21 protein-coding genes, 1 tRNA gene and 1 pseudogene are annotated in these 19,973 nt (G+C 61.7%); 15 read left to right on the top strand and 8 right to left on the bottom strand.

Going from position 1 to position 19,973, the window contains the following annotated elements:
* Genes BJI47_RS01175 through BJI47_RS01165 form a run of 3 tightly spaced genes read left to right on the top strand, consistent with a single transcriptional unit; the run spans position 1 to position 1,767 of the window.
* Positions 1-375 (top strand): DUF742 domain-containing protein, encoded by a 375-nt coding sequence (locus tag BJI47_RS01175; protein WP_084348379.1) that lies wholly within the window; start codon positions 1-3, stop codon positions 373-375.
* Positions 356-943, top strand: coding sequence for an ATP/GTP-binding protein (locus BJI47_RS01170; RefSeq protein ID WP_088941995.1), 588 nt, complete (start codon positions 356-358; stop codon positions 941-943). The genes BJI47_RS01175 and BJI47_RS01170 overlap by 20 nt, the downstream gene beginning before the upstream one ends.
* A gap of 32 nt (positions 944-975) precedes the next feature.
* Entirely contained in the window at positions 976-1,767 is a 792-nt protein-coding gene (locus tag BJI47_RS01165; protein WP_088941994.1) for an MHYT domain-containing protein, read from the top strand.
* 91 nt (positions 1,768-1,858) lie between these two features.
* Here the strand turns inward: BJI47_RS01165 and BJI47_RS01160 are convergent, their stop codons facing one another.
* From BJI47_RS01160 to BJI47_RS01145, 4 genes are all read right to left on the bottom strand, one after another.
* A complete protein-coding gene (locus BJI47_RS01160; RefSeq protein WP_088941993.1) occupies positions 1,859-2,260 on the bottom strand; it encodes a nuclear transport factor 2 family protein in 402 nt (133 codons plus the stop codon).
* A 15-nt stretch (positions 2,261-2,275) separates the two neighbouring features.
* Complete coding sequence (locus BJI47_RS01155; protein WP_254900326.1) at positions 2,276-2,746, bottom strand: DUF732 domain-containing protein; 471 nt, start codon at positions 2,744-2,746, stop codon at positions 2,276-2,278.
* A 131-nt stretch (positions 2,747-2,877) separates the two neighbouring features.
* Positions 2,878-2,967: transfer RNA gene (locus BJI47_RS01150), tRNA-Ser, on the bottom strand.
* Between the two features lie 48 nt (positions 2,968-3,015).
* The gene (locus BJI47_RS01145; protein ID WP_176224616.1) at positions 3,016-3,456 is read right to left on the bottom strand and encodes a MarR family winged helix-turn-helix transcriptional regulator; all 441 of its coding nucleotides are present in this window, start codon (positions 3,454-3,456) and stop codon (positions 3,016-3,018) included.
* A gap of 210 nt (positions 3,457-3,666) precedes the next feature.
* On the opposite strand from BJI47_RS01145, the gene BJI47_RS01140 reads away from it, so the two are divergent.
* Positions 3,667-4,656 (top strand): NAD(P)H-quinone oxidoreductase, encoded by a 990-nt coding sequence (locus tag BJI47_RS01140; protein ID WP_088941992.1) that lies wholly within the window; start codon positions 3,667-3,669, stop codon positions 4,654-4,656.
* A gap of 46 nt (positions 4,657-4,702) precedes the next feature.
* On the opposite strand, the gene BJI47_RS01135 is transcribed toward BJI47_RS01140, so the two are convergent.
* Positions 4,703-5,905 (bottom strand): cysteine desulfurase-like protein, encoded by a 1,203-nt coding sequence (locus BJI47_RS01135; protein ID WP_088941991.1) that lies wholly within the window; start codon positions 5,903-5,905, stop codon positions 4,703-4,705.
* A 164-nt stretch (positions 5,906-6,069) separates the two neighbouring features.
* Between BJI47_RS01135 and BJI47_RS01130 the strand changes: the two genes are divergently transcribed.
* The 5 genes from BJI47_RS01130 (at position 6,070) to BJI47_RS01110 (ending at position 10,212) form a co-directional block, all read left to right on the top strand.
* Positions 6,070-6,672, top strand: a complete 603-nt coding sequence (locus BJI47_RS01130; protein ID WP_088941990.1) for a bacterial proteasome activator family protein — start codon at positions 6,070-6,072, stop codon at positions 6,670-6,672.
* Positions 6,673-6,736: 64 nt separating this feature from the next.
* A complete protein-coding gene (locus BJI47_RS01125; RefSeq protein WP_254900325.1) occupies positions 6,737-7,579 on the top strand; it encodes an ABC transporter permease in 843 nt (280 codons plus the stop codon).
* A 12-nt stretch (positions 7,580-7,591) separates the two neighbouring features.
* Positions 7,592-8,389: an ABC transporter ATP-binding protein gene (locus BJI47_RS01120; protein ID WP_088941988.1), complete on the top strand. Its 798-nt coding sequence runs from the start codon at positions 7,592-7,594 to the stop codon at positions 8,387-8,389.
* Positions 8,382-9,281: a glycosyltransferase gene (locus BJI47_RS01115; RefSeq protein WP_088941987.1), complete on the top strand. Its 900-nt coding sequence runs from the start codon at positions 8,382-8,384 to the stop codon at positions 9,279-9,281. Before BJI47_RS01120 ends, BJI47_RS01115 begins: the two co-directional genes overlap by 8 nt.
* Before the next feature lie 52 nt (positions 9,282-9,333).
* Entirely contained in the window at positions 9,334-10,212 is an 879-nt protein-coding gene (locus tag BJI47_RS01110; RefSeq protein ID WP_088941986.1) for a TylF/MycF/NovP-related O-methyltransferase, read from the top strand.
* Here BJI47_RS01110 and BJI47_RS24385 read toward each other — a convergent pair.
* Positions 10,203-10,348 (bottom strand): annotated as a pseudogene (locus tag BJI47_RS24385) (VOC family protein); the annotation flags it as partial. The gene BJI47_RS01110 and the pseudogene BJI47_RS24385 overlap by 10 nt on opposite strands.
* A gap of 101 nt (positions 10,349-10,449) precedes the next feature.
* On the bottom strand, positions 10,450-12,333 hold the full coding sequence (locus BJI47_RS01100) for a glycosyltransferase (RefSeq protein WP_088941985.1): 1,884 nt from the start codon (positions 12,331-12,333) through the stop codon (positions 10,450-10,452).
* 151 nt (positions 12,334-12,484) lie between these two features.
* On the opposite strand from BJI47_RS01100, the gene BJI47_RS01095 reads away from it, so the two are divergent.
* Genes BJI47_RS01095 through BJI47_RS01075 form a run of 5 tightly spaced genes read left to right on the top strand, consistent with a single transcriptional unit; the run spans position 12,485 to position 18,048 of the window.
* The gene (locus BJI47_RS01095) at positions 12,485-14,779 is read left to right on the top strand and encodes a hypothetical protein (protein WP_088941984.1); all 2,295 of its coding nucleotides are present in this window, start codon (positions 12,485-12,487) and stop codon (positions 14,777-14,779) included.
* A gap of 14 nt (positions 14,780-14,793) precedes the next feature.
* A complete protein-coding gene (locus BJI47_RS01090; RefSeq protein ID WP_176224622.1) occupies positions 14,794-15,834 on the top strand; it encodes a glycosyltransferase in 1,041 nt (346 codons plus the stop codon).
* Entirely contained in the window at positions 15,831-16,763 is a 933-nt protein-coding gene (locus BJI47_RS01085) for an NAD(P)-dependent oxidoreductase (RefSeq protein WP_088941983.1), read from the top strand. The genes BJI47_RS01090 and BJI47_RS01085 overlap by 4 nt, the downstream gene beginning before the upstream one ends.
* On the top strand, positions 16,760-17,218 hold the full coding sequence (locus BJI47_RS01080; RefSeq protein WP_088941982.1) for a GtrA family protein: 459 nt from the start codon (positions 16,760-16,762) through the stop codon (positions 17,216-17,218). Before BJI47_RS01085 ends, BJI47_RS01080 begins: the two co-directional genes overlap by 4 nt.
* Positions 17,215-18,048 (top strand): glycosyltransferase, encoded by an 834-nt coding sequence (locus BJI47_RS01075; protein ID WP_088941981.1) that lies wholly within the window; start codon positions 17,215-17,217, stop codon positions 18,046-18,048. The genes BJI47_RS01080 and BJI47_RS01075 overlap by 4 nt, the downstream gene beginning before the upstream one ends.
* Here the strand turns inward: BJI47_RS01075 and rfbB are convergent.
* Complete coding sequence (rfbB, locus tag BJI47_RS01070) at positions 18,045-19,049, bottom strand: dTDP-glucose 4,6-dehydratase (protein WP_088941980.1); 1,005 nt, start codon at positions 19,047-19,049, stop codon at positions 18,045-18,047. The two genes, BJI47_RS01075 and rfbB, sit on opposite strands and share 4 nt — an antisense overlap.
* An 86-nt stretch (positions 19,050-19,135) precedes the next feature.
* Here rfbB and BJI47_RS01060 point away from each other — a divergent pair, with 86 nt between their 5' ends.
* Complete coding sequence (locus BJI47_RS01060) at positions 19,136-19,900, top strand: hypothetical protein (RefSeq protein WP_254900324.1); 765 nt, start codon at positions 19,136-19,138, stop codon at positions 19,898-19,900.
* Positions 19,901-19,973 lie beyond the last annotated feature (73 nt).

Here is a 19,973-nt window from a genome sequence, read left to right as displayed (position 1 = left end):
ATGCCCCAAAACTACTCCGAGCACGCTGATCCCGAACCGAGTCTCGTTCGCTCGTACGCCATCACCGAAGGTAGGACGAAGCCGTCCATCGACCTTCCGCTCGAAGCGATCGTCGCAACGGTAGAGGATGTCATCGCAAGCGGCCTGGCGCCCGAAGACATTCGCGCGTCGATTGTCGCGCTCTGCGGGCAGCGCATCTCGATCGCGGAAATTGGGGCATACCTCGGTGTACCGATCGGGGTGGCTCGGGTTCTGGTGGCGGATCTCGTTGTCAGCGGGGCATTGAAAGTGCAAGCCACTCTGCGAAGCGACGCGACTGCGGTCGAGCGCCGCGAATTGATCGAAAGGACCCTCCGTGGACTTCGGCAACTCTGACGCGCCGTCTCGCGTCACGTCGACAAAGATCGTGATCGCCGGAGGATTCGGCGTCGGCAAGACCACCCTTGTCGGGACGGTCTCCGAGATCGTCCCCTTGCGCACCGAAGCGATGGTGACCGACGCCAGTGACGGCATCGATCACCTCAGCTCGACACCGAACAAAGAGACGACAACAGTCGCAATGGATTTCGGCCGCATCTCGCTCGCCGACGACCTGGTTCTCTACCTGTTCGGCACACCCGGTCAGCGGCGATTCTGGTTCATGTGGGACGACCTCATCACGGGCGCGATCGGCGCGGTCATCCTTGTCGACACGCGCCGTCTCGAAGACAGCTTTGCCGCTGTCGACTTCTTCGAAGCCCGTGGTTTGCCGTTCATCGTGGCAGTCAACCGTTTCGACGATGCTCCCGTACATGCAACAAATGACCTTCGTCAGGCTCTCGCGTTGTCCGACCACGTACCGATGATCGACGTCGACGCGCGTAACCGAGAATCGTCGAAGCAGGCCTTGATCACGATCACCGAGTACGCGCTCGAACGTATCGCGGCGACAGCGCCCTGCTGACACCCGGACAACAACAAATCTAAGGAACTGGCATGTCGGACGAAATGAACCATTTCTCCATGGGGCTCTGGCTGCTCGGGTTGGCGTTCGCGATTGCAGTCTCGGGATCGGTCATCGGTTTGGCGTGTGCCCGACATGGCATGTCGGCAAGGCACCCCGCGGCGCGAATGCGCTGGTTTTTCATGGGCGCATTGTCCATCGGTGGTGTCGGTATCTGGTTGATGCACTTCGTCGCAATGCTCGGGTTTGCGTTACCCGGCAGTCCCCTTCGCTACAGTCTGTCGTGGACGATCATCTCGGCTCTGATTGCCGTAATCGCGGTCTTCGCCGCGTTGTACATGCTCGGAACCGAGTTCAGTTGGTCGCGGCTCATAGCCTCCGGCTCCCTCGTCGGCATGGGGATCACCGTCATGCATTACACGGGCATGCAGGCCGTGCAGTTTCAGGGCCAGATCAACTACAACACGCTCTTCGTCGCACTCTCACTCGTGATCGCTGTCGTTGGCGCCACAGCCGCATTGTGGTTCATGATGGCGATGGGATCCACCACGCTGCGATTGATCGCCGGTCCGATCCTGGGGATCGCCATAGTCGGCATGCACTACACCGGAATGGCCGCAGTGGAAATTGCCCGCGACACATCCGCACCCGCACCCGTCGGACTTGCGTTGTTCCCGTTCATCTTTCCAGTCTTCGTCCTCGGGCTTCTCGCATTGGCAGTACCGATCGTCGCCATCATGACGGTTCGCGACCGCGAGATCGCCCGTATGGACGCCACTTCAGACGATCTCGCTCACGAAGCACGAGAGTTGGCTGAGCGGTAGGTCACAACCTTCGATCGCGGAGCCTGCCCGTACCTGCGAAGGCATGGGCCGAGAATGTCTCGATCGCGAGTAGCGCATCGTGGACTTTTGCCTACACCAGGCGATACTGCGCAGCCTCCGCAGTAATCTGCGGAAACTGAGCACCCATCGCCTCGGACAAAGCGATCGCTGCGGAGAGCGGGCGGACCATCACCACGAAGTCGTCGATCAAGCCGTTCTCGTCGAGATGGAGAAAATCGCATCCGTTCATCTTCTTGCCGTCGACCGTCGCTTCGAAAACCAGCGCATGGTCGCGTCCGTCGACGCTCTCGATCGTCTTCGTGTAACGAAAATTTTCGAATACGCGGAGGACGCCACGCAAGATGGCCGACGTGATCGCCTTGCCGTCATAGGGTTTGAACGCAACCGGGCTGGTGAACCGTACGTCTTCGGCCAAGAGCGTCTCCACTGCGCTGTGATCGCCGGACTCGACTGCATCTGTGAACTTCCGCATGATGGATAGACGACGTCAGTTGACGGTCAGCTTTCCGACGTTCGTCGTGCAGTAGATCGGAACGGCAATGTTGATCAACGTGCGGGACTGGGCGTCGTCGAGTCCGGTCGTCTCCGCAATCTTGACTCTGGTGGCGTCGAGGCTGGTGTCGCCGGACAACTCGTCGCAGGCGGTGCGAGCGGCCGCGACCTGATCTTCGGTGCTCCCGAAGCTGATGTTCTGGCTTTCGAGCGCCTGAAGGTACGCAGTGTCCTGGACGTTGCCCACCGCAGCCGACGCGGTGGCCTTGACACTGCTGGCCGCAGCCGAGGCACTACCCTGCACCTCGCTCGCGACACTGGACGCAATCTCGCGAGTGCTACTCGCCGATGCGTCGGTGGAGTTCGCATTGTCGGTGTCGTTGTCGCTGCACGCCGCCGCGAACAATACGAGTCCACAGAGCGCAGACATGGCCACAGTGCGCTTCATCGCCGCGGTGCGTTTCATGACGTCGAGCATCCCGCCGACCGCCGCCCGCCACATCATCCGTCGCGGATGAAACAACGGCCGACTGGTCGTTCTCGTCTTGGAGCTGAAAAGGCCCTGACCTACACCGACTGGTGAGATCAGGGCCTTGATGGCGGAAGCGGAGGGATTTGAACCCCCGGACGCTTTTACACGTCTCTCGCTTTCAAGGCGAGTGCATTGGGCCGCTCTGCCACGCTTCCGTAGAAGATACTAAACGCCCCGTGCGCCGCGGGGCGAATCGCGGTCGGTCAGCGCACCTGTACCTCCGACTCGCCCATCGCCGCGTCGACCTCCTCGAAGATGTCGCCGAGCACTGTCAGCTGCCGCCGTGTCAGCAGATCGACCAGATGCTTCCGGACGCTCGACACATGTGTCGGAGCCGCTTCAGCGAGCCTGCGGGCGCCTTCGTCGGTGATGGCGGCAAGCACGCCTCTGCCGTCGTCGGCGCAGGTGTTCCGCGAGACCATCCCGTCGCCTTCCATCCGGCGAATCTGGTGGGTCAACCGGCTGCGCGAGGACAGGACGCCGTCGGCGAGGTCGCTCATACGTGCCGATCCGTCGGGTGATTCGGACAGCATCACCAAAATCCGGTACTCCGCCATCGTCAGGCCATGTGCGTCCTGCAAATCTTTGTTGAGCACCCCCATCAATCGTTGGCCGCCGTCTACATAGGCGCGCCACGCTCTCATTTCCGCAGCATCGAGCCACTGCGGGTCCCCCCCTGGACCAAAGGATCTTTCGGCCGTCACCCGTCCATATTAGGCAAGGACTGCTACTCGTTAGTAGATCCCTGCCATTGATGTCCGATTTGTCCTGACAATGTTTGCCGAAACGAGCCGGGAATCACACACCGCCGGGACGTTGAATGTGGCTGCGTCGCCACGCCTACGCTGGAAGCCATGCACGCAATAACACTGACCGAGTTCGGGTCCCCCGACGTCATGGCGTGGACCGAGGTCGCTGATCCGCGTCCGGGCCGTGGCCAAGTCGTCGTCGACGTCGCTGCCACCGCGATCAACCGCGCCGACCTCATGCAGCGGCAAGGCCACTACCCACCGCCTCCCGGTGCGAGCGAAATTTTAGGGCTCGAATGTTCGGGCGTGATTTCCGAGCTCGGTGAAGGCGTCCACGACTGGAACGTCGGCGACCGTGTATGCGCACTACTCGCGGGTGGCGGCTACGCCGAACAGGTCGTCGTGCCGTCGACCCAGCTGTTCCCCATTCCCGGTGAACTCGATCTACATGCGGCAGCGGCACTTCCCGAGGTGGCGTCGACTGTTTGGTCGAATCTCATCATGTACGGCGGTATGCGATCCGGACAGGTCCTGTTGATCCACGGTGGCGGCAGCGGCATCGGCACGCACGCCATTCAGGTCGCAAAGGCTTTCGGCGTCACCGTCGCAGTCACGGCCGGCTCGACATACAAACTCGACTTTTGTAGGACGCTCGGCGCGGACATCACCATCGACTACAAGAACCAGGACTTCGTCGAGGTGTTGCGATCCGAAACCGACGGTCACGGCGCCGATCTGATACTCGACAACATGGGCGCAAAATACTTGCAGCCCAACGTGAATGCGCTGGCAATGGATGGCACTCTCATCACGATCGGCATGCAGGGCGGAGTCAAGGGTGAGTTGAACTTCGGCGCACTGCTCGGCAAACGCGGAACTATTCACGCCGCTGGGTTACGCGGTAGACCCGAAACCGGACCTTCGAGTAAAGCGAACATCGTCTCGGACATGACAGCTCGCCTATGGCCGATGATCAGCGAAGGACAGATCAGCCCCATCATCTACGCCGAAATTCCGATTACCGATGCGGCACAGGGACATCGAATGCTCGACGCCGAAGACACAATCGGCAAGGTAATCCTGCGAGTGCAGTAATGGTGCAGTAGACGCCCGGCGGCACCTACCTCGTGCGGTCGGGCGTCTACGCCAGCTTCGACAATGCTTCGACGAGCTGATCGATCTCATATCGCGTCGTATACGGAGCGAGCCCGATGGTGACGGCACCGCCCTCGTCGTTGACACCCAACGCGTCGAGCAATCGGCTTCCGCTGTGGATTCCGCTGGCCGTACCGATCCGGGCCTGAGCGAGGTGCTCGGCAACCTTTTCGGCAGAGGTTCCCGAGACCGTGAAGCTGAGCGTGGGAATGCGGCTGGGAGAGTCACCGAGAACCATCACATGATCGAGCGTTGCCAGTCGCCGGATCAAATAGTCGAACAATTTGTCGTGGTAGTCCTGCAGCGAACCGATGGACAGCTGGAGGCGTTCGCGTCGCGTTCCAGCGGCCTCTTCGTCGAGATTGGCGAGATAGTCGATCGAGGACACGACACCGGCAAGCAACGCGTACTGGTGCCCACTGACCTCCAAGCGCTCGGCGCCCTTCGCAAACGGGTCGAGCGACATCGACGGGATGCGGTCGATCAAGCTGGGATCTCTGAACACGAGCGCACCGACCTGAGGCCCACCCCACGCGGAAGCGTTGATGGCAAGGACGTCGGCGCCGAGTTCTTCGATATCGACGTGGGCGTACGGTGCCGCACCCGCAGCGTCGACGACGATGAGGCCGCCGACGGCGTGGACACGATCGGCCGCGACCCGGACGTTGGGAGCCGAGCCGACGATCGGTGACGCAGCAGTGACAGCCACGAGTCGGGTACTGGACGTGATCAGCTCCTCGAACTGCCAGCTTGGCAGCTCACAGGTGTCGATCTCGACCTCGGCCCAGCTCACACGTGCGCCGTAGCGATTGGCGATGCGTAGCCAGGGTGCAACGTTCGCTTCCTCGTCGAGCCGAGAGAGAACCAGACCGGTCCCGAGACCGAGACGGGGCGACAGCGACTCCGCGAGCCACGCCAGCATCGTTCCACGATCGGGCCCGAGCACTACCCCTGCCGGGTCACCGCCGACGAGGTCGGCAATCGCCTGCCTGGCTGCTTCGAGGAGCCCGGCGCTGCGACGCGAGGACATGTGTCCGGAGGTGTGATTCGGCGCACTTCCACGAAACGCGGTCGACACCGCGGTCGACACACGATCGGGGATCTGCATCCCGTTTTGTGGATCGAGGTGGATCCAGCCGTCGCCCAGTGAGGGAATCGACCCTCTGACACGTGCGACGTCATACCCCATGCCGGACACTCTAAGCGTCGATTTCGTGAGCGTGTTTTCCACATCCCTTATTCGCATCCGCCGCCCTGTCGACTCGCACGGTTGTTTCCCCCGATCCCGCCCCACAAACAGGATAATTGGACCCGCTCGTCGCGCAATACCTGGCAACGCGCAAGGATAGCGTTATGACGCAATCGGACTCGAACTCGAATCCCGAAGCCGGTGACCATGTCGTCGTGATCGGCCCCAATGGAGAGCCTCTCGCACTGAGCCGCGCGGAGGCAACCGCTGCAGCCGCACGGGCAGCCGACAGCGGGCCGCATCAGAACGTCGATCCGACCGACGCCGACCAGCCTCTTTCGGACATGGTCGAGCAACCCGCCAAGGTCATGCGCATCGGCACAATGATCAAACAGTTGCTCGAGGAAGTGCGCCTCGCGCCCCTCGACGACGCCAGCCGAACCCGACTCAAAGACATCCACCAGTCGTCGATTCGCGAACTCGAACAGGGCTTGGCGCCCGAACTCCGCGACGAACTCGAACGCCTCGCGCTGCCCTTCGGGGAAGACGCCATTCCCTCCGACGCCGAACTGCGCATCGCACAGGCCCAGCTCGTCGGATGGCTCGAGGGTCTCTTCCACGGAATTCAGACGGCTCTGTTCGCTCAGCAGATGGCCGCACGCGCTCAGCTCGAGCAGATGCGTCAGGGCGCACTTCCGGCCGGGGGAATTATGAACCCCGGCATGGGAGGCCCTGGTGGCGGAGGCGGTACCGGTCAGTACCTGTAAACGGGTAGGGTCGACCGTCGTGTCGGCCCCACCGAAGAATTTCGAGAGCGAAGCAGGAGAGCGCGTGCCCGTTCCCGTTCCTGTTTCGGACTCACAGACGTTCAAGCGCGCTTTCGGCGATCTGACGACAGGACTCAGCCAGCGAGAGCTGTGGCTGCATCTCGGTTGGCAGGACATCAAGCAGCGCTACCGCCGATCGGTGATCGGACCCTTTTGGATCACGATCGCCACCGGGGTCCAAGCCGTCGCGATGGGCTTGTTGTATTCGGTACTTCTGGACGTCGACCTGAAGACCTTCCTGCCGCACGTCACCGTCGGCCTCATAATCTGGGGTCTGATCAGTGCATCGATCCTCGAAGGTGCCGATGTGTTCGTCGCGAACGAGGGGCTGATCAAGCAGCTGCCCAGCGCGCTGAGTGTGCACATCTATCGGCTGGTGTGGCGTCAACTGCTGCTGCTGGGCCACAACCTGCTGATCTACGTGATCATCATCGCCGTGTTCTTCCCGCCGAACGGTTTCCATTGGTCCGATCTGGCTGCTATCCCGGCTCTCGCACTGATCTCACTGAACGCGCTGTGGGTTGCGATTCTGTTCGGCATCGTCTCCACCCGCTACCGCGACATCGCGCCGATTCTTGGCAGCATGGTCACGCTGTTGTTCTTCATGACTCCGATCGTGTGGACCACGGCAGGCCTCGAATCGATGGGCGGCGACGCCGCAAAGCGGGCCAAATTGGTCGAGCTCAACCCGCTCTTTCACTATCTCGACATCATCCGGGCACCCATGCTCGGCGAAACTCAGGAGCTCTACCACTGGTACATCGTGATCGCGTTCACGATTGTCGGCTGGCTGCTCGCCATCTTCGCGCTCAAGAAATACCGGGCCCGCGTGCCCTACTGGGTTTAGGGGTCTGAAACTTTGTCTGTCAGCATCAGAACGCATGACGCTTGCGTCGACTTCCCCATCTTCGACGCCAAGACGCGTTCGTTGAAGAAAGCATTCCTCGGCAAAGCCGGTGGGGCCATCGATCGGAACTCCTCCGACGTCGTCGTGGTCGAGGCGCTCAAGAACATCACGATGGACTTGAAGGACGGCGACCGGATCGGGCTCGTCGGACACAATGGTGCAGGCAAGTCGACGCTGCTGCGACTGCTGTCGGGCATCTACGAGCCCACCCGGGGCAGCGCTTCGATCCGCGGCCGCGTCGCACCGGTGTTCGATCTGGGCGTCGGAATGGACCCCGAGATCTCCGGCTACGAGAACATCATCATCCGCGGACTCTTCCTCGGCCAGACACGCAAGCAAATGCTCGCGAAGATGGACGAGATCGCTGATTTCACCGAGCTCGGCGAGTACCTCGACATGCCGCTACGGACATACTCGACGGGCATGCGGGTGCGCGTCGCGATGGGCGTCGTCACCAGCATCGACCCAGAGATTCTGCTGCTCGACGAAGGTATCGGTGCCGTCGATGCCGAGTTCATGAAAAAGGCTCGTATCCGCCTTCAGGAGCTGGTCAAGCGCTCCGGGATTCTGGTGTTCGCCAGCCACTCCAACGAATTCCTGGCCCAACTGTGCGACCGCGCAATGTGGATCGATCACGGACAGATCCGTCAAGAAGGCGGAATCGAGGAGGTCGTCCGGGCCTACGAGGGCGACGACGCAGGCGATCACGTCGCGACGATTCTGAAGGAACTCGAGCGCGACAGTGCCTGAGAAAATTGTCGGGGTGATCGTCACCCACAAGCGTCGTGAGCTCCTCGCGCTGTCGCTGGACGTCATCTCGCATCAGAGTCGGCCGCTCGATCATCTCGTCGTCGTCGACAATGCACACGAGGATGCGGTCCGCACACTGGTCGAGTCGGCGGACATCCCGACCACCTATCTTGGGTCACATCACAATCTCGGTGGAGCCGGCGGCTTCGCACTCGGCATTCTTTACGCGCTGTCCCTCGGGGCCGATTGGGTCTTCCTCGCCGACGACGACGGCAGACCCGAGGGGCCCGACGTCCTCGCGACGCTCTACGCCTGTGCACAGAAGCACGGCCTCGACGAGGTCTCCCCCGTCGTCTGCGACATCGACGATCCCGATCGGCTCGCGTTCCCACTGCGCCGCGGAACCTCGTGGCGACGCCTTCGTTCGGAATTGATCGACCCGCAGAATCCCGAAGACGATCTACTCGAAGGCATCGCTTCGCTGTTCAACGGCGCACTATTCAAGGCGTCGACCATCGATGCGGTGGGGGTACCGGATCTACGACTGTTCGTCCGCGGCGACGAGGTCGAGGTGCATCGACGGTTGCAGCGCTCGGGCTTGAAGTTCGGCACCTGCTTGACGACGGCGTATGTGCACCCCAACGGTGCCGCAGAATTCAAGCCGATCCTCGGCGGACGTATGCACACGCAGTATCCAGACGACGCGACGAAGCGGTACTTCACGTACCGAAATCGCGGATACCTGATGTCGCAACCCGGAATGCGAAAGCTGCTGCCGCAGGAATGGATTCGATTCGGCTGGTACTTCCTTGTGACGACTCACAACCCGAAGGGACTCGCCGAGTGGTTGCGGCTTCGGCGCCTCGGCCGGCGGGAGCATTTCCGGCGGTAAGTCGGGGGCCCTGAGCATGTGACACCGTGCCATCCTCGGCTACCGTGTGCGCATGACGGAACCTCGGAAGCTGACGGATCGACTTCGGCATTCGGCACGCGAGAAGATCCAGCGAACAATCGGCGAAGTTCTAGACAAGCAGACGGCCCAGTTGGCCGAGCAGACAGGCACTCAGCAAGCCAAGCTTCTCGAGATCCTCGACCGTCAACGCCGAGAGATCGACGACCTTCACGCGTTCATTCGCGGCCTCGAAATGCGTATGCGACGTGACATCCCGTACGCATCCGACGTCGAGGCAGCGGCGCAGAGCGCCGAGTTCGCCGAGGAGGTCATGCCCAAAGCACCGACCTTCCTCCGTCCGCACGCGACGCTCCGCTTCGCGCTCGGTGAGGTGTCCGTCCCCGGCATGGCACTCGAATTCGGGGTAGCCAGCGGCACCACCCTGGAAATCATCGCCGAGGAGTCCGCGTCGAACAAGGACGTGACGATCGTCGCCGGCTTCGATGTCTTCTCCGGGTTACCCGAAACCTGGCGCAGCGGATTCCCGAAAGGCCTGTTCGAGCAGGAGAACCTGCCCCAGGTCCCCGGTGCCGAAATCGTGCCTGGTTTGTTCGAGGAATCGCTGCCCGAGTTCTTGAAGCACCACGACGACAACCTGGCGTTCCTGCACCTCGACGCGGACCTGTACTCGTCGACGATCACGGTGCTCGACCTGGTCGCCGACCGACTCGTAGTCGGGACCGTCATCGCCTTCGACGAGTACTTCAACTTCCCGGGCTGGCGCAACCACGAGTACCGCGCCTGGACGGAGTTCGTCGCACGCACGGGGACCGAATTCGACTACCTCGGTTACACCGCGGACAACGAGCAGGTGGTCGTGCGGATCCGTCGAGCTCCAACGCTGCCGGCAAGTAGTGCCGATCAGGCCTGAGAAATTCGAACGAGGTTTCCTGCCGGGTCACGGAACGCGGCGTCACGGACACCCACGGCTGACTCCCGGGTTCCTGCAAGATTTCGGCGTTAGCCGCTGCCCGCACCTTTTCGAACGTCGCATCGAGGTTGTCGGTACGAAACAACACGCCGGGAAGGCTGCGACAGGACGATCTCTATTTCGGGCTGGGCGGCGGGAGTCCACGTGATCCAATGGAACCCGTCGTTGGCAACCTCGTCAGCTGTAGAGCCGGGCCCAGTTCTCGCGACTCGTCAGTTCGGGCATTGCGATTCGGTAAGCGTCGGACACGTCGGCGGTTTCGGTCCGCAGACGACGCAGCGCCTGCACTCCGCGTTTGAACAGCATCTTGGCAGCATTCTTGTCGCGCTTGCGAACTCGGACACCTTCCTGTGAGCGATCCGTAACGACTGCATGCGCGAACAGGGACACGTGCCACCAATGTGCGTCTTCCGCCGAGATCGCGACCGGTCCGGGGTGAACTCGCCCACGCCACTGATTGAGAACCCGCTTGGCCAGCACAGCCCATTCCAGCTTCTTGTTCGGAGTCGGACCTGCCGGGGTGATGAACATGTCTGCTGGACGAACGTCGGGCACCGCATTTGCGTTGTGCCGCTTGGTCTCCCCGTACGCTGCCCGCTCACGGCGAATCGCCCCGGCGGCTTCCATGCCGCCGTCGACAAGATTGCTCGGGCCGCCAAGGAAATCCTCGATGGCCTTTATCAAGGTGAACGCCATCCCGTACTGCATCGAGACCAGGTAGCGGAACAGATCGGTACTCAGCTGGCGCGCAAGCTTTCTACCGTCGAGGCCTCCGTGCAACGCAGCGGTGATCATGCCGTTGCGGAGATTGAAGTACCTGTGCCACTCGTCCCAGTCCTTCCACGCGAAGTCCGCATGCCACACGGCAGCGCCGGGCAGGGTGACAGTGGCAAAGCCGTTCGCGCGAGCGCGGTAGCCGTACTCGATGTCGTCCCACTGGAAAAACAAAGGTAGCGGGTAGCCGATCTGCGAGACGATCTCCGACGGGATCAGGCACGACCACCAACCGTTGTAACCGGCGTCGACGCGAATGTCCTGCTTCTTCTTCAGCGCGCTCTTGTCCGAGATCGCGTCCTTGACGTGGAGACCTGCTTCGATCTTCTGCAGATTGGCAACCTCGGCGCCTACGTGCACGCGATCGGGATGCAGCAGATAGAGCATCTGCGCTCCGATGATCGCGGGCTCGACGGTCTTGTTCGCGAATGCATTCATCCGGACGAGCGCCTCGGGCTCACACAGCACGTCATCGTCCATGAAGATGACGTTCGCGGGATCCCCGCCCTTACCTTGCACCTCGTACAGGCCGCGGGTGAATCCGCCCGCCCCGCCGAGGTTGGGCTGGGTTATGTAGACCAGTTGGTCGCCGAGCTCGGCCGAAACTCGTTGGAACTTCGTGCGTGTCTGCACCTGATCCGTGCCCTGATCGACCACATATACGTTGTCGACTCCGTTCAGCGCGATCGGATCGTCCGCCATCGCGGCCAAGGTGTTCGCACAGTCGTCGGCGCGGTTGAAAGTACAGATGACAACCGAGGTAGGACGCAGCTTCTCCGGTGCGTCGACCGACCACTCGGCGCTTTCCACAGTCAGCTCGCCCGAGCTGGTGGTGAACCTGACGAACAAGGCACCGCCGTCGAGAAACTGCTGAACCTTCACCGCCATACTGAGACGGCTCGACTGCCCGTCCGTGTCGACCGTGGTGCTCGAAACCGTCCGCCTACGACCCTTCGAGTCGGTTGCGACGATGTCGATGCGCCCTGCCCCGGTGACCGCAGCTTCGAATCTGACCTCGGTGACGTCGGTCCACCGCTGCCAGTAGCTGGCCGGGAACCGTCCGAAGTAGCTGTTGGTGTCGACGGTCGTGCGCTTGGAGAGTACGGCCACGTAGCGCGAGCGCTCGGCATTTCCCTTCGCGACGTTCGCATACATATCGGCACTGACCAGTGGGGAAGGTCCGTCGAAGAGCAGACGCTGCGCGGTCAATCCGCACGAGCCTGCGGCAACCGCGGTGCCGAGGCCGCTCGATGGTGCATCGAGACGATTGAGAGCAGTGCCGTCCATACCTAGAAGAACCCCATCTTGTCGAAGAATCACTGTCCATGGTCGCACAACCCCCGCCGTCAACGGGTCGACGCACGGTGCGCACCGTTTCTGCTGTGAGGATGCAGCGCGATACAGTCGGTTGTCGTCAACCAGATTCACGGAGTGAACAGTGATCCCCAGCCGAGCCGAGCACGTCCACAGCGCTGCGCTCGGCAGCCGCAAAGAGCGTGCCCTGTGGGCAGCGGCCGTCGCTGCGGTCGTCGTACTCGGGTATCTACTCGTCCTCAGCGTGGATCCGCGGTTCTTCTATATAGACGACACCGAATCCGGTGCCGTGCCCAATTGGTTGCAACTTGGACGGATCATGCGCGAGGGCCAGTTTCCTTCGCTTGTGTTGGACCAATGGATGTCGGGCAACTATCCCGTCGAGGGCCAGGGCGGGCTCTGGAACCCGGTCCAGATGGCTATCAATTACCTCTCTCCCTCGATCGACAACCTGGCGTTGCTCGCGACTGGTGTGAAACTCGGGTTCTCCATCGTGCTGGCGTGGGGCGTATACCGCGTCGCCCTCGCCTACGGTTCCCGACCGTCGTGGGCCGCGGTCGCAGGTGCCAGTGCACCATTCGTCGGATTCACACTTTTCTTCGAGAACACCTCGTGGGTCACCGCGCTCATAGGAACCGCGTGGATCATGAACGCGTGGGCCAGCTCGGTGTCCTACGCACGTGGGCGCTCCGGCCCGATCATGCCGTTTGTATTCCTGTATCTCGCTATCAGCGTGGGATACGTACACGCCGCCGTCATGGCAGGGGTCGTTGTCGGCTCGGTGGCAATCGGAGAATGGGTCTTCCAGCGTCAGTGGAGGCCTGCTTTGAGAGTGGCCGGGGTCGGGATTGCTGCTGCATCGTGCGGGGCCATCACCTTCCTGCCCGGTGTCCTGACGTCATCGGTGACGTGGCGCAGCGGAGAGGAAGGCACCTTCAATGACAACTTCTTGACTGCCCCATGGTCGGAGACGCTGACTGCGAGCATTCCGACGTCGGTGACAAGTATCGAATCCTGGTCGGGCGAGACGACCGCTTCACCTGTCACGTATATCGCCTGGTTCCTCGTCCCTGCCCTGGCGTTCGTAGCGTGGAGGCGCGTGCCCGCCGCTCTCCGCGAGCTGACGGCCCCCTTGATTCTGCTTGTGTTCGCCCTTGTCTTCACCGCAGGTCCGAGCGATATCGGGCCGATACGTTGGCCAGCGCGCATCCTTCCGTTCGTCGCTATTGTCGCGTTGATCCTCGTAGCGACGTTGGTGAGCAGGTACGGAACCTTGGACAAGCTCCGCCCGCGCCTACTTGCCGCATCCCTGCTGACCGTGATCCTCGTGCTCAGGGCAGGTTCGTCAGGTCCCGAACTTTTCGGTCGTCACGTCGCGTCCGGTCTACTGATCGCCGCCTTCGGCGCCGTGGCACTGTTCCTCGCCCACCGGTTTTCCACCCGCGCAACGGCAGCGTTGCTCCTTCTCACCATCGCGCCCGTTGCGATGTATCAGGTTGCCGCGTACGACCCGCCCTTCGCGAAATGGTGGCTTCCGACGACACAGTCCGAGGCCAGGTCCGAATTCCCGCAGTGGGAGGGCGAGACGCTGCAACTCGGCAGCCGTACGTTGACAGAAACCAGCGCCGACAGCGCCGACGACCCTCGGCTACCGTGGCACTCGCAGGTTTACGGAAACTCTGCCAAAGTTCTCGGTCTCGACTACGTCAACGCTTACACCCCGGTCGGTTACCTCGACTTCGCCAATCTGCTCTGCCTCCAGCACGAGGGATCCACCTGCCCTGACGCGTTCCGGCGACTTTTTCAAGTGGAGATCTACACAGGTAAGACCTACGCCGATCTGATGCGTCTGGATCGCGTCGTCCTCCAGGAGAACCAGTACCCGCTCGCGAATTCGCAACCTGCCCCTCCCGGATGGAAGTGGGTCACCCCTCCGACGGCTGAAGCCGAGCGTCAGACCTACGTACTCGAACGTATCGACGGTCTCATTCCCGAAGACATCGGGCGGGTGGTGGCAACAGTCGACGCCACAGCAGTGCCGCAGTCGTCCAGCGCGAACTCCGAAAAGGTGAACGTGAGCTCGCCGACAGGCGGCAGCGTCGTCTTCGCGCGGTTGGCCTGGCCCGGGTACAGCGCGACGTTGAACGGTGAGCCACTGCAGACCAAAGGTCTTGGTGACATCTTCCTCTACGTCGACCTGCCTGCCGGGACCGACAACGCCGACCTCTCGATGTCGTTCCGGCCCCCCGGTCAGCGACTAGGCCTGGTCGGGGTCGCGGGCGGAGTTCTTCTGCTGGCTGTACTCGTCGTCTTCGACCTGCGTCGACGCCGTCCGAGACGAGCCGGCGACGGGTTGTCGGTCGAGAACATCACCGAACCCGAGGCGTCGGACCGCATCAGTTCCGCAGACAGCAGATAGGCTCACACCCCGTGATGCCACAGCCTGACGCCGCCCCCGATCCGCACCGCATCTCTATCGTGGTGCCGGTCTATCAAGGTGAGCAGACGCTGCGCACGCTCATCGGCGAAATACTGCCGCTTACGTCGGTGACCTACTCCCCGGGTGGTCGCCCGCTGATCGTCGAGGAAGTATTGCTGGTCTTCGATCACGGACCCGACAACTCGGCCGATGTGATCCGCGCACTCACCGAAGAACACACCTTTGTCCGCGGCGTATGGCTCAGCCGCAACTTCGGGCAGCATCCCGCCACCCTCGCAGGAATGGCGTCGAGCGGCGGTGAGTGGATCGTCACCATGGACGAGGACGGCCAGCACGATCCGGCAGACATCGGTGGCCTGCTCGACACGGCTCTCGATCTTCGAGCGTCTGTCGTCTATGCCAAGCCGACAAACGCTGCGCCGCATGGATTCTGGCGCAACGCCGCCTCACGCGGATCCAAATGGCTCATTGCAAAGGCGATGGCCGCGGACAACACTGTGAGCTATCAGAGCTACCGCCTCGTCCTCGGTGAGGTCGGCCGCTCGGTGGCTGCATATGCGGGTTCCGAGGCCTATCTCGACGTCGCGCTCGGTTGGATCGCCGGCGAAGTCACCACCAGCCCCGTAGAACTTCGGGAGGAGCACGGCCGTCGCTCCGGGTACCGACTGCGAACTCTTCTGTCGCATTTCTGGCGCATGGTCCTTTCCAGCGGCACGAAGGGTCTGCGACTGGTCAGCCTCATCGGGGTTGCCTTCGCTGGGCTCGGTCTTGCGCTCGTTCTGTATGTCCTCGCCTCCTATCTACTGTTCGATCTCGGATCCGAGGTACGCGGTTGGGCCTCGACGATGGTCATCCTCTTGTTCGGCTTCGGCGCCACACTGTTCTCTCTGGGCGTGGTCGCCGAGTACGTCGGCGTCAACGTGAAGACCGCGATGGGTAAACCTCCGTACCTGATCGTTGCCGACCCCGCCGACGGTCCGCTGGGTCGGACCACGCCGACAGTCGACCCACCTCTACCCACCTCGTCGGCGTGAGCCCGACGTATACGTGGATTGTCGGCAGCGGTGGGCTACTGGGCTCCTCGGTCAACCGCGAACTTCGGCGCCGCGGGAACATCGTTTACACCAGCAATGTGCCGTGGTCCGATCATGAATCAGCCAAAGCGACTCTGATGCAGGACTGCACGAAGTTCTTCGGATCCTTCAGCGACGCCACCTGGAACATTGTCTGGGCCGCAGGGGCAGGCGTAAACGGCACTAGCGCAGCAGAATTCGCTGAAGAGAACGCTCTCATCGCGGACGTCCTCGAGCAGATTGCAGGCAAGCAATCCGCCGACGGTACATTCTTTCTCGCCTCCTCCGCAGGCGGCGTCTACGCCGGAGCCGTCGGCGCGCCGCACAACGAGGAAACACAGGTAGTTCCACTGGGCGACTACGGCCGGGCAAAACTCGATTCTGAAAGCATCGCCGTGAACTTCGGCATACGCAGCGGGATCAATGTCGTGATCGGGCGGTTCGCCAACCTCTACGGGCCCGGCCAAAACCTCAGCAAGCCACAGGGACTCATCTCGCACCTGTGCCGTGGATATCTGATGGCGTCACCTGTGTCGATCTACGTTCCTATGGACACACTTCGCGACTACCTCTACGTTTCCGACGCGGCAGAGATGGTGGCCGACACGCTGGCCCTTTCGGCTCGACGAACCGCCCCACCGACGACGAAAATATTCGCCTCCGGGCAAGCCGTCACAATCGGTTCGATCCTCGGTGCCTGTCGAACTGTGTTTCGTCGACGACCGAATGTGGTGCTCGCTGCGTCGCCGCTGGCCGCGTTCCAAGGACGCGATCTCAGGCTGCGCTCGACCGTGTGGCCAGAGATTGACCGGCGAACCCACCGGACATTGCCCGCGGGAATCGCATCTACGCTCCACGCGACTCGCCAGGCACTGGGTGCCGGCAGATGACCGAACCCGAAACTCCCTCTCCTCCTGCAGGAATGACCGGCTCACCTGGCCCGCTCATGCGCATAGTGAAGAACCAGGCGCTCGCATTTCTCCTGGTGGGCGGTATCAATACTGCCCTCGGTACCGGCTGGTTCATCCTCTGGCAACTCGTCATCGGTGAGCGGTACGGCTACCATTCCGCCATCGTCCTGGGGTACCTGTGCAATGTGCTCTGTGCATTCGCAATGTACCGCTACCTGGTATTCCGAGTGCGCGGGCACTTCCTTCGAGATCTGTCGCGATTTTTCGTAGTCAACTTCGGTGCGTTTCTCGCAAATATCTCGTTGATGACCGTAGCGGTATCGTTTTTCCACTTTCCGCCCATCCCTTCACAATTGGTCGTCACAGCAGTGATGGCAGTCGTCAGTTTCTTCGGCTACCGCGACTTCTCGTTTCGCAGAAAGACAGCCTCATGAGCCCACGCGTATCCGTCGTAGTTCCGGCATACAACAACGCTGAGTACATTGGCGAGACGATCGAATCGATTCTTGGACAGACGTTCACCGATTTCGAACTGGTCATCGCTGATCACTCGTCCACCGACGAGACGATGGCGATCATCGAGAAGTACGACGACCCCCGGATCAGAGTGCTCACCACCGAAGCGGGTGGCGGTGCGAAACGAAACTGGGATCGCGTCACTGCCGAAGCCACCGGTGAATTGGTGAAACTGGTATGCGGAGACGACACGATCTTTCCGACGTCGCTCGACGTGCAAGTTGCTGCATTCGACGCCAACCCTTCTGCTGTACTCGTCGCGTCACAGCGAACACTCATCGATGCAAACGGTAAGACCGTGATCGCAGCCAGAGGGTTGGGAGGGCTCAGCGGGCTGGTGTCAGGCAGGGAGGCCGCACGCACCGCTGTCCGCGCAGGCGCCAATATTTTCGGCGAACCCGGCTGCGTACTGATGAAGCGGAATGTGTTGCAGGCAATTGGACTGTGGGACAACAGTCATCCGTACCTGATCGACCAAGCCACATACATCAGCGTGGCATTACACGGCGACATCGTCGCGATAGCGCAGCCGCTCGCGACGTTTCGGATCAGTTCCGGTCAGTGGAGCGTGGAGCTGGCAACCCAGCAGGCTCGCCAGGCGGCGGACTTCCACCGATCGCTCAGCTCCGATGTGCCGGACCTGTTGTCCAAGAACGATGTCCGCCTCGGGAATACGAAAGCCCTGGCGACGTCGTTCATGAGGCGCGCAGTGTATCTACTCCTGCGCCGCCGCATGTCGAAGAGCTAAGGAAGTACTGATTCCTTGGCCGCGTAGACGCTCTCGGTAGCATCCTTCTGCGGACGCCACCACTGCTCGTTCTCGCGGTACCAGTCGACCGTCGCCTTCAGGCCGCTACGGAAGTCCACGTACTCAGGTGTCCAACCCAATTCGGTTTCAAGCTTGGTCGAGTCGATCGCGTAGCGCAGATCGTGGCCCGGTCGATCGGTGACGGAATCGAATGCGTCGGCGGCCTGCCCGGTTTCCTCGAGGATCGTCTCGAGGACCTCACGGTTGTTCTTCTCCCCGTCGGCGCCGATCAGATACGTTTCGCCCATCGCGCCCTTTTCGATGATCGTCCACACCGCGTGGTTGTGATCGTCGACGTGGATCCAGTCCCGCACGTTGTGACCGTCGCCGTACAGCTTCGGCCTGGCACCGGACAAAATGTTGGTGATCTGTCGGGGAATGAACTTCTCTACGTGCTGGTACGGGCCGTAATTGTTGGAGCAGTTCGAGATCGTGGCGCGAACCCCGAACGACCGCACCCACGCCCGCACCAGAAGGTCGCTCGATGCCTTCGTCGAGGAATACGGACTCGACGGGTTGTACGGAGTCGACTCGGTGAAACGCGCCGGGTCGTCGAGCTCGAGGTCCCCGTAGACCTCGTCGGTGGAGATGTGGTGGTAGCGGATGTCGTGCTCGCGGACGGCCTGCAGCAGCGTCGTCGTACCGATGACGTTGGTGTGGACGAACGGCCACGGGTTGCTCAAGCTGTTGTCGTTGTGCGACTCCGCGGCGAAATGAACCACGAGATCGGCATCCGCGACAAGCCGGTTCACCAGTTCTGCATCAGCGACGTCACCTTCGACGAAGTCGATATTGTCTGCCACCGAGTCCAGCGACGAGCGGTTACCCGCATAGGTGAGGGCATCGAGCACCGTCACCTGCGCGTCGGGTCGCTCGGCCACGGTCTGATGCACAAAATTGGCACCGATGAACCCGGCGCCACCGGTAACGAGCAGTTTCATAAGGGCAACCATACCGGCCCGACTGCTTTCGAGCCGACCTTGTCATTGCGTCGTGTTAGCGTTTCGGCGACTTCGGGGGGAGTGCCATGGGGCTACGCAAAAAACTTTCAGGACTGGCAGTAAGCCTGGCCGCCTTCAACGCATTGCTGTGGGGACTGCCGAAAATCGCGCCGGAGGTACCGGAGCGATACGAGGGTGTGATGGCTGCGACGCCTCCACCGGGGACAGCTGCGAAGACCACCGCGCCTCCCCTGCCGCCGGGTTTCCCGTCTATGGAACGGCCGCCCCCGAAGATCGTGGTACCCGACGGGCAAGCTCAACCCATCGCAACCAAGTTCGGATTGACCTACGAGGTTCCTACCGGCTGGGACGTCTGGCAGACGGGCGTTGCGGGGTGGACCGGCGATGACGGGACATCAGCTAGGTACGGCGCCCTCGGCTTCTACGGCAGGACAGAGTGTTCGGACGGCGAGCACTCGGAACGCGCGATGACCGGCATCACCGGACGGCGCACTCTGGATCTGAATGCGACCGCTTTGGCCGAGGTCGAGAAGGCAGAAATGATCTTTTCGGGTGCCAATGAGTCGCAGAAGCCGACCGTGTCGATCAGCGGCCCCGAGAAATTCGTGATCGACAACCAACCCGCTGTCCGATACCGGGCCACGGTGAAAGATATCCCCGAAGCCGAGGAACATTGCGCCTCGAGAGAAGCAACATTCGACGTCGTCGCCACTCCCGGATATGCGACCGCCGAGGTCGTGGTCTTCATAGTCCGAGCGGAACGCAAAGTTGACAATGCACTGAGCGATTCCGAGATCGACGACCTCATTTCAACACTTCGAAAGAGCTGACTTGAGAGAAGTGGCAGGTCCCCGATAGTCGGACCACCGCGTTCTAGAGCCACGGTGTGATTGATGTCAGTCG

Origin of the sequence: Rhodococcus sp. 1168 (assembly GCF_002091955.1) — a bacterium.
Classification (GTDB): domain Bacteria; phylum Actinomycetota; class Actinomycetes; order Mycobacteriales; family Mycobacteriaceae; genus Rhodococcoides.
Note: the sequence above shows the minus strand (reverse complement) of the source record. Positions and strands in the feature narration are given on the sequence as shown.

Bases quoted from the DNA above. Each gene is read 5' to 3' on its own strand.
- BJI47_RS01100 (WP_088941985.1), bottom strand. From the start codon at position 12,333: ATGGACGGCACTGCTCTCAATCGTCTCGATGCACCATCGAGCGGCCTC.
- BJI47_RS01135 (WP_088941991.1), bottom strand. From the start codon at position 5,905: ATGGGGTATGACGTCGCACGTGTCAGAGGGTCGATTCCCTCACTGGGC.
- BJI47_RS01110 (WP_088941986.1), top strand. From the start codon at position 9,334: ATGACGGAACCTCGGAAGCTGACGGATCGACTTCGGCATTCGGCACGC.
- BJI47_RS01165 (WP_088941994.1), top strand. From the start codon at position 976: ATGTCGGACGAAATGAACCATTTCTCCATGGGGCTCTGGCTGCTCGGG.
- BJI47_RS01175 (WP_084348379.1), top strand. From the start codon at position 1: ATGCCCCAAAACTACTCCGAGCACGCTGATCCCGAACCGAGTCTCGTT.
- BJI47_RS01160 (WP_088941993.1), bottom strand. From the start codon at position 2,260: ATGCGGAAGTTCACAGATGCAGTCGAGTCCGGCGATCACAGCGCAGTG.
- BJI47_RS01075 (WP_088941981.1), top strand. From the start codon at position 17,215: ATGAGCCCACGCGTATCCGTCGTAGTTCCGGCATACAACAACGCTGAG.
- BJI47_RS01145 (WP_176224616.1), bottom strand. From the start codon at position 3,456: ATGAGAGCGTGGCGCGCCTATGTAGACGGCGGCCAACGATTGATGGGG.
- BJI47_RS01060 (WP_254900324.1), top strand. From the start codon at position 19,136: ATGGGGCTACGCAAAAAACTTTCAGGACTGGCAGTAAGCCTGGCCGCC.
- BJI47_RS01140 (WP_088941992.1), top strand. From the start codon at position 3,667: ATGCACGCAATAACACTGACCGAGTTCGGGTCCCCCGACGTCATGGCG.
- rfbB (WP_088941980.1), bottom strand. From the start codon at position 19,049: ATGAAACTGCTCGTTACCGGTGGCGCCGGGTTCATCGGTGCCAATTTT.
- BJI47_RS01130 (WP_088941990.1), top strand. From the start codon at position 6,070: ATGACGCAATCGGACTCGAACTCGAATCCCGAAGCCGGTGACCATGTC.
- BJI47_RS01155 (WP_254900326.1), bottom strand. From the start codon at position 2,746: ATGAAACGCACCGCGGCGATGAAGCGCACTGTGGCCATGTCTGCGCTC.
- BJI47_RS01090 (WP_176224622.1), top strand. From the start codon at position 14,794: ATGCCACAGCCTGACGCCGCCCCCGATCCGCACCGCATCTCTATCGTG.
- BJI47_RS01080 (WP_088941982.1), top strand. From the start codon at position 16,760: ATGACCGAACCCGAAACTCCCTCTCCTCCTGCAGGAATGACCGGCTCA.